The sequence below is a fragment of the Bradyrhizobium sp. NDS-1 genome (genome assembly GCF_032918005.1).
Taxonomy (GTDB): Bacteria; Pseudomonadota; Alphaproteobacteria; order Rhizobiales; family Xanthobacteraceae; genus Bradyrhizobium; species Bradyrhizobium tunisiense.
The window spans coordinates 6145522-6158298 of the sequence record NZ_CP136628.1 but is presented as its reverse complement, the minus strand read 5'-3'; the positions used below and the strand labels follow the sequence as shown (position 1 = coordinate 6158298).

The following is a 12777-nucleotide window of genomic DNA, read 5'->3' as shown; positions in this document are numbered from 1 at the left end:
CTCTGAGTGCAGCGCCGAGTCGTTCATCCTCATCATCGAATTGCACAAGGAGTCGGCAGAGGGTGGACGAGTAATCTATGAGATATTAACGCGACGGTTGTGTCCGTAATTTCCCGGGTAGGCCGTTCGGTCGCGTTACAAGAGCGCAACGGTTCCGTGCAGGAACTGAAACAGAGCCGTCGTCCAGCGGCTCGATATGATCCGATGATGCCGGTGCGACGAATTAGCCGCGGCGGGCCAGCATCAGGAAGTCGCCGCGCCATCCGACGATCGCCGTCGCGATCGCTGCGATCACGATCTTGCCGGCGAGCCATGTCGCTGGCTCCGTCGGCATCGCACCGAGCGATCCGATCAGGATTGCGGCCACCAATGCCTGCATGACCAGCGACCAGCGCGGGAATGCCTCGAACCGCAGGGTTGGACCGAGCGCGACCAGGATCGTTGCGAGGGTGGCGAGCGAAGCGCAGCCGACTGCCTGTCGCGGCGAAAGTCCGGCCCATACCGCGACCAGCGCGACGGCTGCGACGATCGCAAGCTGGCCGGCCGCGACCAGCACGAGCCTGGTCGCGAGCTTTTCCAGGTGTGGAACCACCGCGACGGTCGCCTGCAGATGCGTGTGCAGGAAATAGAAGGCGGCCACCGTGGGTGCCGTCGCCAGGAAGCCGTCGAGGCTCTCGCGCGGGACCAGGATACGGGCTGCATCCGGAATGAAGCCGACCAGGCCGCCGAGCAGCACGAGGGTCGTGCAGATCATGAATTCGAACATCCGTCGCGCCGATTGAACCGACTTCACGGCGGTCCCGTGTTCGAAGTCCTTGACCAGTTCGGGATAGCTCACGGTGTGGATCGCGGCGTTGAGGACCCAGAACGGACGTTGCAGCAGGTCGAGCGCGATCGCGAATCCGGCACCTGCCCCCGTCGCGCCCAGCCGGCCGATGATGATGACACGGAGCAGCACCGGCACCGACAAATGGATGACGGATGCACCCGCCGCGAGCATGCCGTAGCCGGCGAAAGTCTTCCAATCGGTCAGCATCGTCTGCAACGATGCGCGCTCCAGCGGCGTGCGGTAGGCGACGAGCCCGGCAACGAGCCCCAGCATGTGACCCGACGCAATCCCGAGCAGCGCAGCTTCGGCCGTCCCTGAAGTCGCTCCTCCCACGACGGCCCCGGCCAGAAGCGCGGTGGCACGCAGCGCAAGAAGAGAGGACGCGACGCCCAGCCGATCCGACAGACGGACCGACAGGAAGTAGAGATCCGTCAAGCCCTGAAGGACGGATATGCCCAGACCCAACGCGATGATCCCTGCCGGGAGCGCGCTGACCATGGATGCGCAACTCCCGACAACGACGAGCGCGACCGCACTTGACAGGCCTGCCGCAAACAGCGACCACCTCAGCCGGGCCGCTTCGTTCTCTCCGGCGGCCGCCAGAAAACGCAATCCGGCGAGTTGCAGCCACTCGAACATCAGGACGCAGAGCAGTTGGCTCGAGGCAAGCGCGAGGGAGAAGCTGGTGTAGTCTGCTGCCGGCAACAGATGACTGATCGCGAAGATCAGGATGATCGCCGCGGCGCTCTGATAGACGTAGCCCGCCATCGCCAAGAAGCGTGTCATCGCAGGCGTGTCATCGCGGAATGAGGCGCTCCTTGCCGACGACCGCCGGTCCCTGCGGCGCTTCGGTCGTGGCTGCACGCAGGTGCGACATCCGTTGCTCGCGCAATTGTTCATACAGGTTCTTGTACGAAGACAGCACGTCGGCAAATATCCACTTGTTGGTATCCGCGATGAGGCGCCGGCTGATCTGGTCGATCTTGTGCGGATCGGCCGCGACCGCGAGCATGCTGTTGGCCAGGGATTGCGGATCGGCTTCAGTCAGCCAGCCCGTGATGCCGTGCTCGATGACCTCGGGCATGCCGCCAAAGCGCGTCCCGAGCAGCGGCCTGCCGGCCGCCTTGGCATCGGCGACGACGAGCGGGCCGGGGTCGTGCCAGATCGACGGTGCGATCACCACGTCCACTTGCTTGTAGAAATCGTCGGGCACCACGAAGCCCATGAACTCGATCCGTGCGTCCGGCGCCAGCGCCCTGAGGCGCCGTTGCTCCTCGTCGCTGACACGGCCGGCGATCAACATGCGGATGCGGTCCGGGGGCAGCAGAGCCAGCGCCCGCATCAGATTGTCGATGCCCTTTTCCTCCGTGAGGCGGCCGATGAATCCGAACGTCACTTCCGTGGTACAGACCGGACGAGGATAGGGCGCACGCGGCGGCTCGGTGGAGGCGTTGCGGATCACGGTACGGATCGGCGTCTCCGAGAACATGCCCATGTCGGTGTGGATGGACAGGACGCGCTCGCTCACGCCGACCACCGCGCTGAGCCAATGCGTGGCACGCTTGCGATGAAACGTCAGAATTCCGCAGCTCGTGCAGGTGTGCTCGCAAGACCGCCCGTTCTCGAAGCGCGAGCAGCGCGGGCAGGTCAGATAATAGTCGTGAAGCGTATGGAGCACGGGAACGCCGAGCTGGGCGGCAACGCGCCAGATCGCGGTGGTGAGGCCCGACAAATTGTTGGAGTGCATCACGTCCGGCTTGAAAGCCCGGATTCGCTCCGCGATCAGCGGAGCCTGCATCTGCCAATCGTCGATGGCGTGCCAGATGCTGCGCAGCGCGACGTTCTTCTGCTCGGTGAAGGGCCTGTAGATGTTCTGCACCGGCGCGGAGTAGACATTGATGCCGTTGCAGGTTTCGGGCGCCTGCTCCGGCGATGGGGCGGCGCGGATCACCTCCACCTCGTCACCGCGCTGCACCAGGCCTTCGGCGAAACGCCGCGCGAAGATCTCTGCGCCGCCGACGATCTTTGGGGCCTGAGGCGTCGGATAAAGCGTGGACGTCAAAAGAACTTTCATCGCGTCAACCTCATGTCTGCAAAAAAAAATCGCGCCTACCGCGCCGGCCTGATCTCCAGGGCGGGAACGGCACTGTCATTGGCGGCAATCAGGACCGGCGTGCTCGAGACGGGAATCCACACGCCGCTTGCGGGCTTTGCCGTCTGGTCGCACGGCATGGCAAAGCTCGCGCCTTGCTGATCGCCCTTGATCCGGACTTCGTAGCGGCGGTCCGGAGTCTCGGACCAGACCGCTATTCTGCCACCGGACGCCGTCGATGCATTGATCGACACCACTCCGCCGGCGAGCTCGCGCCGCTCGGCACTCAGGCTGGAGCGGATGAAGGCCCAGGCGCCCTGGGCCGCGCAGGCGACCGGCTTCGGTGAATTGTCGAAACGATAGAGTCCGAAATTGTGCTCCAGGTCCGATGGGTCCTTTCCACTGTCCTTGAGCTCGTAGAGCCACATTCCCTTGAGCCAGCGCGTCGCGGTCGATGCCCACAGGATGAGCTGCGCCGTGTTGTCGGCCTGGGCCTGTTCGCTGACCCCGCATTTGTTGGAAGCGGCCGTGGTCCAGCCGGTCTCGGTGACATAGATCGGGAAGTCGGGGTTTCCGCTCGCCTGGCCGACCAGGCGGTGAAACGCCGTCAACCTGTCAATGATCTCGGCCGAGGTGCGTTTGCTCGGGCCCATGCAGAAGTTGTAGAGATGGATCGAAGCGCCGTCCGCATATTGAAGGATGCCGGTCCGCAGCATCTTCTCCGTCCATGCCCAGCCGAGATCGTCGCCGAGCGCCCCGACCAGGAAAGGCGCATTCGGCGCGACCCGTTTGACCGCCGGCCGCGCGACTTGCGCGAGCGCCAGATAGTTTTCCGGCGAGAACGCGGGATCCTTCTTCGCCGCCAGGTTCCATTCGTTCCAGAGCTCGAAGAGCGGATGCTGCGCCACGACCGATTGCGCTGCTGCAGCAGCATAGTCGGCAAAGCGTTGTCGCGCTTCATCGGTCGTCGGGGGCGACGAATTCGGAACCAGATGATGACCGAACGCTAGGATCAGGAGGGGGCGCGCGACGCCGGATCTGACTTGGGCCTCGAGCCTGCCGAGCCTGGGCGTGAAGCCCATCCGGCGTCCGCCCACTTCAAAGTCCGACCAGGGAAAATCGTCGCGAAAAGCGTTGAGGCCGAGTTGCTTGATCTGCGCGACGTTCTCCGAGGGCACGTAGCCGCGTGCGCTCACGGGACCACCCAGCCCCTGATGCGTGCCGACCCCCAGCAGGAATCGGGCATCGAGCGGCTGAGCCTGTTGTGCGCAGACGGAAACCGGCAGGAGAACGGCTGCGATGAGGCTTGCGAGGCGAAGGCTGTCGCGAGCCAAGATGCGTGGGAGCTGCGGAGCCATCAGAAATTCTTGGAGAGGTCCGATTGCAGCGCCGCCTTCGCCTCGACCGGTGTCCGCTCGTCCTGGAGGAGCTCGGCATAGACCTGCTGCAAATGCCCATGCGTCTTCTGAACGTCATAAAACTGCTTGAAGCGGTCGTAGCCGCGTTGTCCCAACACCTTGAGATCGAAATCGAGCGCCCGCCGGAAACCGTCGACGAGAGGCTGAACGGCGACGGGCTCGCAAAGCACGCCGGTGACGCCGTCGACGACGATCTCGGGCAATGCGCCGCTGCGGAATGCCAGGATGGGTTTTGCCGCGCGCATCGCCTCCAGGGCAACGAGACCAAAGGCCTCCCATCGTGACGGGATCACGACGAGATCGGCGGCCTCGAGCTGGGTCTCGATGGTCGGGCGGTCGAGCCAGCCCAGCATGGACACGTTGGACGGGACACTCGGGCCTTCGTACTTGTTGACGACGGAGGCGCCGATCATGCGGATATCGAGCACGTCTTCGAGCGCGCGCGCCGCTTCGATCAGGAGATCGAATCCCTTCTGGCGGTCCAGGCGTCCGATGAAGAGAACCTTGACCTTCTTGGAGGTCCAGTCCGCCGCGACGGGCTGCGGCGAGCGCGTCTTCGAGATGCCGTTATGGACGATCGTGAGGCGGTCCGCCGGAATTCCCGCGCGGACCGCTTCGTCGAACTCGTCGCCGGAGATGCAGATGATTCGGTCCGACGTCCGGGCGAGAAGGTTCTCCGCCGCCTTTGTCACGACATGGCTGAGGCGGCCGGTCTGGCGTGAAAATGCCCAGCCGTGCGGGCAATAAACCACGCGCGGACCGTCAGAGCGGGCTGCAAGCGCGGGACGGAGCACGAGGCCTGCAAACGAGGAATGCAGATGCACCACGTTTGGCTTGAAGGCGTCGAGTGCCTGCATGCTCGCGCGAAACATGTGGAATAGCCCGGCGACGCCGCGGCCGGATCGTTCGAACGTCGTAATCTGGCTGTCATCGACTGCCGGAAGATCGCGGCGATGATCCGAGGGCACGACATAGTGCACGTTCTCGGCGCCGAAGCTGGCCTGTTGCTGTGGATGCAACTCGTTCAGGTAGCTCGCAATCCCGCCCCGAATGGTCTCGGCGATGTGCAGCACTTTCATCGTTTGCCTCGCATAAGGCTGCGTCGGAGAGCCGGACATCGTCTATCCCTGTTCGGTGTTCGCTAGTGCGAGATACAGTTCCTCGAATACGTAGCGATAATGGGGCAGCGATGTGGTGATGTTGCGCCAAGCTCATTGCGCGCGCGCGATCGCTTCCAAAAACAAAAAACTTTCATGGAACCATGTACCGGGCGGGGGAGTTTCGACACGTTTGCGCTGGACCTTTTGCGCGCGAAAGGCGAGTTGCGTCCTATTTCAAGCGGCGGTGGCGACGTTGGCTGGCCCTGCAAGATGATCGAGCAGGGCCTTCGCCGATTTCTTCCACGAAAAGAATGCAACGCGATCCTGCTGCCTCATGCGCTCCTGATCAGAGATGGCGCCGATTGCCAATCTTTCGAGCATGAGCTGCTTCAAAGCGTCGGCATCGCTGGCGCGAAAATACGCAGCCGCATCACCGCACGTCTCAACGACCGCATCGGCGGTCGAGGCGATGACCGGGCAGCCGAAGATCATGGCTTCGAGCGGCGGCACGCCAAAGCCTTCGTAGAGCGAGGGAAACACGAATGCCGATGCATGCGCATAGAGCGCTGCGATCTCGCCGTCCGTCAGACGCCCGGCCAGCAGCAAGCCGGCGGCGCCGTCGCCTGAATTGTCCTGGAATACCTTGCTGTTGTCGCCGCCGACGATCACCAGCGGAACGTCAGGGCGGTCGAGCAGTTGGACGGCACGAATCGCGACTGAAAGATTCTTGTTCTTCGTCCGCGAGCCCACATAGAGAAAGAATTTCTGGGGCTGAATCCCAAGTCTGCCGATGATGCCGGGATCAGGCTTCGTCTTGGCGAAATGTTCTGCGCTGTTGGGGAAGACAGGGATCGCCGTTGCCGACAGATTCAGCACTTCGGCGAGCTCTTTGCGCGAAAAGCCCGACACTGTTGCGATGCTTGCCTGTCGGGCGAGCAGCCGGCCCATCGTGCGGTGAACTGCCAGATAGCGCCAGCTGAAGAAGTCCGGCCTGCGAAAGACCTGTGCGTCGTGGATCACGACAATATGGTCGCGATGGAACACCGGGCCCGAGTTGGCCAAGCTGATCAGGCGGCCCCCCGCAGCAGCGCGCGCCAGGTCGATTTGATCCCATGCGTGCCCGCGCAAGCGGCCAACGGTGCGAATCTTGATTCGCTCGAGGTGAAGGTCTGCGCTTGCATCCGCGGGCGTCAGCAACTGCCAGTCTGCGTTCCGCAGCGACGCCGGCGTTTGCTCTGACGCCAGCTCCGCGTCGATCGCCTTGACGATTTCGGCGGCATAGCGCTGAACGCCGGTGAGCTTTTGCGACAGAAAGCGGCCGTTGATGAAGAATTTCAATTGGCTACCAGAATTGTTCTTGGGGACCCGGGCCGCGTTTCCGACAAGGCTGGCGGCGGACGAACCGCAAAGGAGCAACCGTTAGGTACGGAAATATGACGCTGCCCTGCAGGGCGCTGGGGCGCCGGCTGCATGGCTGGCGCCGCCTTGCTGCATGCAAGGTCGCGGTGTAGATCTCGCGCATGAGCGATGACACTTTCACTCTTCGCAGCGGCCGGCTCACCGCCACGGTCAAGGCGCAGGGCGCCGAGCTGTGTTCGTTCAAGGACGGCGTCACCGAGTTCGTCTGGCAGGCGGGGCCGGAATGGCCGCGCCATGCGCCGTTGCTGTTTCCGATTGTCGGGCGCCTCGCCGGGGATGAATTGCGGCACCGGGGCAAGACGTATCGGATGACCCAGCACGGCTTTGCCCGCGACAACCGCTTTGCCTGGGTCGAATGCGGCGAGAGCCGCTGCACCCTGGTGCTCGAAGACAGCGAGACGACGCGTGCGCTCTATCCATTCGCGTTCCGGCTGACCACAATCTATACGCTCGATGATGCCGGCCTCGACCTGACGCTCGTGATCGCCAACACTGGCAAGGAAACGTTGCCGGCTTCGATCGGCGGTCATCCCGCGTTCAACTGGCCGCTTCAGCCGGGACTTGCCAAGGAGAGCTATGCGCTGACCTTCACCCGCGCGGAGTCCTCTCCCGTCCGCCGTCTCGAGGGCGGATTGCTGCGCGCGGCAACGGAGCCGAGCCCTGTGAAAGGCACCGTGCTCCCCTTGTCCGAATCCCTCTTCACCGAAGATGCCGTCATCTTTGACCGGATGGAGAGCGACGCGGTCCGCTATGCCGCCTCCGGCGGCCCCTGGCTCAAAATGTCCTGGCGCGGCTTTCGCGAGCTCGGCGTCTGGTCGAAACCGTCAGGCGCGCCGTTCCTCTGCATCGAGCCCTGGCGCGGCTACGCCAGTCCGGACGGATTCGACGGCGAGTTCGGTGACAAGCCGGGCCTGATGCACATTGCGCCGGACGCCGAAGAGCGGTTGTCGTTCCGGATCGAGGTCGGATCGTCCTGAGACCGAAGTCGAGCTGATCGGCCCTCAAATCTCGATCCGCGTGAGATCCTCGCCGAGCACGACGGGACCCGCATAGTCCTGCCTGACATCCGCAAGCAGCGCGTTCAGCATCGCATCGTCGGTGCGCGGTCGGTGGTGGGTCAGCGCGAGCTTCTTGACGCCGGCCTTGGCCGCGATCTTGCCGACCGTGTCGCCGCAGGCGATCGTGAATTTCGCAAGGCGGCGAAGGTGCTCGTTGTTGATCTCCGGCGTCGCGAGGAAGCAGCACTGAACCAGCAGGTCGGCTCCGTGCGCCAGCCGCTCGAGCCCGGGGCAGGGGACAGTGTCGCCGGAAATCGCAATGACCTTGCCCTCCGCTTCGAAGCGGTAGCCGAGACACATCCATCGCGCGAGGAAGGCCGGCGGCATGTCGAGGCCATCGCCATGCGAGACCAATTCGGCGCTGATCTTCCAGCGCCCGGTGTCGAGGACGGGACCCGGTACGACGTCCGTTGCGAGGACGGGTTTCCAGCCGCCGAAGGTCGGTTCGCCCTTATCCCGCCAGGTGATGTCCTTGTCGTAGACCTGCGTGACCAGCGTGTGGACGAGCCGTTCGGTATCCGGCGGTCCATAGATGCGCAGCTCGTCCTTGCGCCCGTACAACCATGAATTCAGCATCACATCGTAGAGGTCGCCGATGTGGTCGAAATGATGGTGCGTGAGAAAGACCGTGTTGATGGCGCCGAGTGGAACGCCGGCCTTGCTGAGCTGGACCATGACGCCGCGGCCGGCGTCGAACAGGATATTCTCGTCGCCGAGCCTGATCAGCGTGGTCGTTGCCATGCGGCGCGGGTCCGGGCGCGGGCCGCCGGTGCCGAGCAGTATGACCTCCATAGTGCACACTCCAGCGTGAAGATACTTCACACTAGATATGAAGGCGGCAATGAAGCAAGCCGCATCGGGCCAGCAGCGACGGAGCAGCGGCGTTCAGCGCATGCCGGCTGCGGTGGCGGCAATGGTCGGCCGGAGGCTTGATCGGCCCGATTCCGCTGATGTCAGGCGATGCGCCAGGTCCTGCGCGCGCCGCTCGACCAGATGCCATGTCGCGCGCGCGACGAGATAGCTCATCGCGGCGGTGACGACATAGGCGATGAGCAGCGAGATGAGCCCATCCGCGAGCGGCCAGAGCTGACGCAGGCCCCAGATCACCGCGAAGTGCGACAGGTACATCGAATAGGAATTGCGGCCGAGCGCCTCGAGCGGCTGGAAGCGGATGGCAAGCTTGATGCACCCGACAACCAGCGCACCGAGCACGAGGTTGATCATGAGGTAGTTGAACTCATGCGAGCCGGTGGCGCGGTCGGCGGCAAAGGACAGTGCGATGAAGATGGCGTAGATCGCGGCATCGGACCTGGTGAAGCCGTCGCGCAGCGAGAAGAACAGTGCGCATCCGATCAGGAAGACCGGAAGCTGGTTCAGGAAGCTGATGTGCAGCGTGGTCCAGACGAACGCCTCGTGGCCGGGGCCGTAATAGGCCGAGAACAGCGCGAAGGCCCACGGCTTGAACAGGCAGACATTGACGAGATGCAGCGCGATCGCCAGCGCGAGATAGAGATGGCGGCGCGATCCGAACGCGGTGATCAGAAGCGGGAAGACGAGATAGAAGGTCATCTCCGCCGCGATCGACCAGTCGCCGGGCACCACGCTGTTGACGCTGTCCGGCCAGAAGCCATGCAGGAAGGTCGCGGTCAGGATCACTTGAACCGGCCCGATGCCGTTGGGCGCGTTGTCGCTCGGTCCGGTGCCGTTGATGACGAGGTAGACCGGGATCGCGATCCAGAACAGCGGCGCGATGCGCAGGAAGCGGCGGATGTAGAATTTGCCGGTCGCATTCGTCTCGCCGCTGCGCTGCGTCCACATCAGGCACATCGTCATGGCGCTGACGAAGTAGAACACGTTGACGCCGGTCCACCCGCACATGAAAGCGAAGTCGACCGCGCGGATGTTCGACGGAAATGCCTGCGAAACGTGGATTGCCATCACCCCGACGATACCAAGGCCGCGCAGGACATCGAGCGTGTGCGAACGATTGAACGCCGTGCCTTGCTCGGTTCGATCGGCAGCCAACCGGGTCTGCCCCTGCATCACGCCTGCTCCGTGGTTTGGTATTGTGCAGGCGGGACAATAGGGGCGCAGCCGGGCTTTCCGAAGCCGAAGGCCTTTTTTACGTTAACCGCCGGTTGAGTCCGAGGCGGAATGTCAGGGAGTGGGCCTCCGCGCCCTCGGCAGCGATGATGCGCAGATTGAGAATTGTGGGCCAATTCATACTTAATAGTTGAAGACCATGAGCAATATTGTTTGCGCGTCGCAGCGCGCCTAATATTCCGGCGGCTGATTTCGGGGGCTCGAACAAGTCGTGAATGCACGTTCACATGCCGGCGCATTGCGCGACGGGCTGGATCGCCAGGTCGGGTCCCAGGCACACAGGATACCCAAGACCGTGGTTGAATCCGCACGTCAGGAAATGCGTCCCGCCGGCCGCGAGCGGCTGATCGTCGTCGAGGATGATCCGGTGACGCGGACCATGCTGGTCGGCTATTTCAGCGAGAACAATTTCGACGTGGTCGGCGCCGGCTCCTGTGCGGAATGCCGCCAGGCGCTGCGCGCGCGCACCGATCTCGTTTTCCTCGACCTGCAGCTGCCTGACGGCGACGGCTTCGATCTCGCCAAGGAGATCCAGGCGACGAGCAATGCGGGCATTATCTTCGTGACGCGCCGCGATACCGACGTCGATCGCATTCTCGGCCTCGAGATCGCCGGCGATCACTACGTCACCAAACCGATCAATCTGCGCGACCTGCTCGCGCGCGCACGCAGCGTGCTGCGGCGTCGCTCGCTCGATCGCAAGGCGGCGCGCAACCACAATTCGATCGCCTTCGGCGACTGGATCATCGACCTGACCCGGCGCGAATTGCTCGGCAGCGACGGCAAGCCAGTGTCGCTCACGCGCGCCGAATTCGATCTGCTCGCGGCGCTGGTCGGCGCCGACGGTCGGCCGCTCAGCCGCGACTATCTGATCGAGGTCGTCAGCAACCGCCAGGCGGAGGTCGACATCCGCACGGTCGACGCACTGGTGGCGCGGCTGCGCCGTAAGCTCGTCGGCAGCGGTACGCCCGTGATCGCGACCGTCACCGGCGTCGGCTACAAGCTGGCGCTCAGCGAGCGGCTGTAAAGGAATTGGACCGCTGCATCGTCGTCAACGGGATGCGACGCGTTTCCATCGCGCCTCGATGCGAGCCTTGATCTGGCCGACCCTCGCCTCGTGGGCGGCCCAACAGGCACGGCCGCGACCTCGGCGCCTCCGGTGCGCGGCGACTAACGCGCGCGGGCGCTCTGATCGGTGGCCGGCACTGTTGCAGGTTCAGACAGCCGGTCGTCGATCGCATAGAGCGTGCAGGTCGGCGACCATTTCATGCAGGCGGCCAGGGAGTCACGCTGGGCCTCGTCGGTCGTGACGCGCCCCGCGCGCCAGCCATAGCCGCCGTTCGGCGATACGGCGAACGCCTTGTGCGGCAGCATGCTGGCGAGATAGCGCGCGAACTCGACCCGCGCGGCCTCGTTGAGCTGACGCGGCGGCGGCAAGGAATCGGGCGGGCTCAGAATGTCGCGACCGAGGAGGCCGCGCTCGCGCAGGAAGGCATCGACATAGGGCGTCCATTGCGGACGGCTTGCCACCGAATAGAGGTAATGGCCGTCGTCGCCGAAGGGAGGCGCCGCGATGAATGTCGCCTTGCCGCCACCGCTGCGAAATCCGTCATGGAGACGGCGCGCGAGGTCGGGGCCGAAATACGAATCGTTGGTCGCATAGACCCAGAGCGTCGGTACGCGCGAAGTCTTGCCGAAGGTGGTGAAGGCCTGCACGAGCCCATCCGGATTGCAGACATCGTCGTCGTCGCGCGAGCCGCGGCCGCCGGCGAAGTTGATCGCGGCGACGAGTCCGGGCGGGGCCTGCGCGGTGAGCGCGATCGTTGCAAGACCGCCGGCGGAATGGCCGGCCGCGATCATGCCAGATGTCGCGACGTCAGCCCGCCGCGTCATCGCATCGATTGCGGCGCGCAGGTCGGCCACCGCGACTGCGGCCGCCGGCAAATAAGCGGCTTTGACGCAGCCGCCGACACTGTCGGCTCGCCCGCCGGGGGAGGTACCGTAGCCGCGCCGCATCACGATCAGCGCCGCGTAGCCGCGCCGGGCGTATTCGAGCGCGATGCCGTAATATTTATGCGCGGACATCGTCGCGCGATCGTCGAAGCTGCGCGGCGAGCCGTGGCTGAGCAGCGCCAGCGGATAACGCTTCGCTCCCGCCGGGCGGACCAGAAAGGCCTCGAGCCCCTGCGGCCCGGCCTCGGCCATGGGGATGCGGAGATCCTCGGTATAGAATTCCGCGGCAGGCGCCGGCGTACCGGCCACGAGAAGGCCGGCGATCAGCATAAGCAGCTTGCGCAGGAGAGCCATGGGGCGATTCGAGGGGCCTCGATGGCGGGAAGCATAGCATGATCTCCTGACTTGAACCGTGAACTCGCCGCTATCGCCGATCACGGCAGGGCAATCGCATACGGCAGCGATCTCGCCTGTGGCCATCCTTCGAGACGCCCGCCGTTGGCGGGCCTCAGGATGAGGACGGGGGGCGCGGCACCAGTTCTGGCGAGCACCGATGCCGCTTAGCGTCATCCTGAGGAGACCGCAAAGCGGTCGTCTCGAAGGACGAGGCGCGCGCTCAGGTCGCGCAAAGCGCCATATGCGATTGCCCTGGGGATGACGGGACGGGCGCCGCCCTGTGTCGCCCCCTGTCAATCCTCTAGTGCAAAAATATTCCACTTTACCGAAATTCGGTTTCGGCGTATGTGTCGTGCATCCCGGCTCACTCAAGAGGGGCGATCATGAGTCGTCATTTTCGCGAGCCGGG

Annotated in this window: 10 protein-coding genes; 2 read left to right on the top strand and 8 right to left on the bottom strand. The window is 64.3% G+C overall.

Features of this window, described 5'->3' with window-relative positions; all coding sequences use genetic code 11:
- Positions 1-223: 223 nt before the first annotated feature.
- The 5 genes from RX330_RS28735 to RX330_RS28715 form a co-directional block, all read right to left on the bottom strand.
- Positions 224-1615 carry a hypothetical protein gene (locus RX330_RS28735; RefSeq protein ID WP_317240713.1) on the bottom strand — a complete coding sequence of 464 codons (1392 nt, stop codon included), beginning with the start codon at positions 1613-1615 and terminating at the stop codon, positions 224-226.
- Between the two features lie 10 nt (positions 1616-1625).
- On the bottom strand, positions 1626-2903 hold the full coding sequence (locus RX330_RS28730; protein WP_317240712.1) for a glycosyltransferase family 4 protein: 1278 nt from the start codon (positions 2901-2903) through the stop codon (positions 1626-1628).
- 35 nt (positions 2904-2938) lie between these two features.
- Positions 2939-4279 (bottom strand): hypothetical protein, encoded by a 1341-nt coding sequence (locus RX330_RS28725; RefSeq protein ID WP_317240711.1) that lies wholly within the window; start codon positions 4277-4279, stop codon positions 2939-2941.
- Positions 4279-5418: a glycosyltransferase gene (locus tag RX330_RS28720; RefSeq protein ID WP_212080814.1), complete on the bottom strand. Its 1140-nt coding sequence runs from the start codon at positions 5416-5418 to the stop codon at positions 4279-4281. The genes RX330_RS28725 and RX330_RS28720 overlap by 1 nt, the downstream gene beginning before the upstream one ends.
- A gap of 255 nt (positions 5419-5673) precedes the next feature.
- Positions 5674-6777: a glycosyltransferase family 4 protein gene (locus RX330_RS28715; protein ID WP_317240710.1), complete on the bottom strand. Its 1104-nt coding sequence runs from the start codon at positions 6775-6777 to the stop codon at positions 5674-5676.
- Between the two features lie 182 nt (positions 6778-6959).
- Between RX330_RS28715 and RX330_RS28710 the strand changes: the two genes are divergently transcribed.
- Positions 6960-7835 carry an aldose 1-epimerase family protein gene (locus tag RX330_RS28710; RefSeq protein ID WP_317240709.1) on the top strand — a complete coding sequence of 292 codons (876 nt, stop codon included), beginning with the start codon at positions 6960-6962 and terminating at the stop codon, positions 7833-7835.
- 24 nt (positions 7836-7859) lie between these two features.
- Here the strand turns inward: RX330_RS28710 and RX330_RS28705 are convergent, their stop codons facing one another.
- Positions 7860-8708, bottom strand: a complete 849-nt coding sequence (locus RX330_RS28705; RefSeq protein WP_317240708.1) for an MBL fold metallo-hydrolase — start codon at positions 8706-8708, stop codon at positions 7860-7862.
- A 93-nt stretch (positions 8709-8801) separates the two neighbouring features.
- A complete protein-coding gene (locus tag RX330_RS28700) occupies positions 8802-9959 on the bottom strand; it encodes an acyltransferase family protein (protein WP_317240707.1) in 1158 nt (385 codons plus the stop codon).
- A gap of 271 nt (positions 9960-10230) precedes the next feature.
- Here RX330_RS28700 and RX330_RS28695 point away from each other — a divergent pair, with 271 nt between their 5' ends.
- Complete coding sequence (locus tag RX330_RS28695) at positions 10231-11046, top strand: response regulator transcription factor (protein ID WP_317240706.1); 816 nt, start codon at positions 10231-10233, stop codon at positions 11044-11046.
- A gap of 143 nt (positions 11047-11189) precedes the next feature.
- Here RX330_RS28695 and RX330_RS28690 read toward each other — a convergent pair whose 3' ends face one another.
- The gene (locus RX330_RS28690; protein WP_317240705.1) at positions 11190-12326 is read right to left on the bottom strand and encodes an alpha/beta hydrolase family protein; all 1137 of its coding nucleotides are present in this window, start codon (positions 12324-12326) and stop codon (positions 11190-11192) included.
- Positions 12327-12777: the final 451 nt, after the last annotated feature.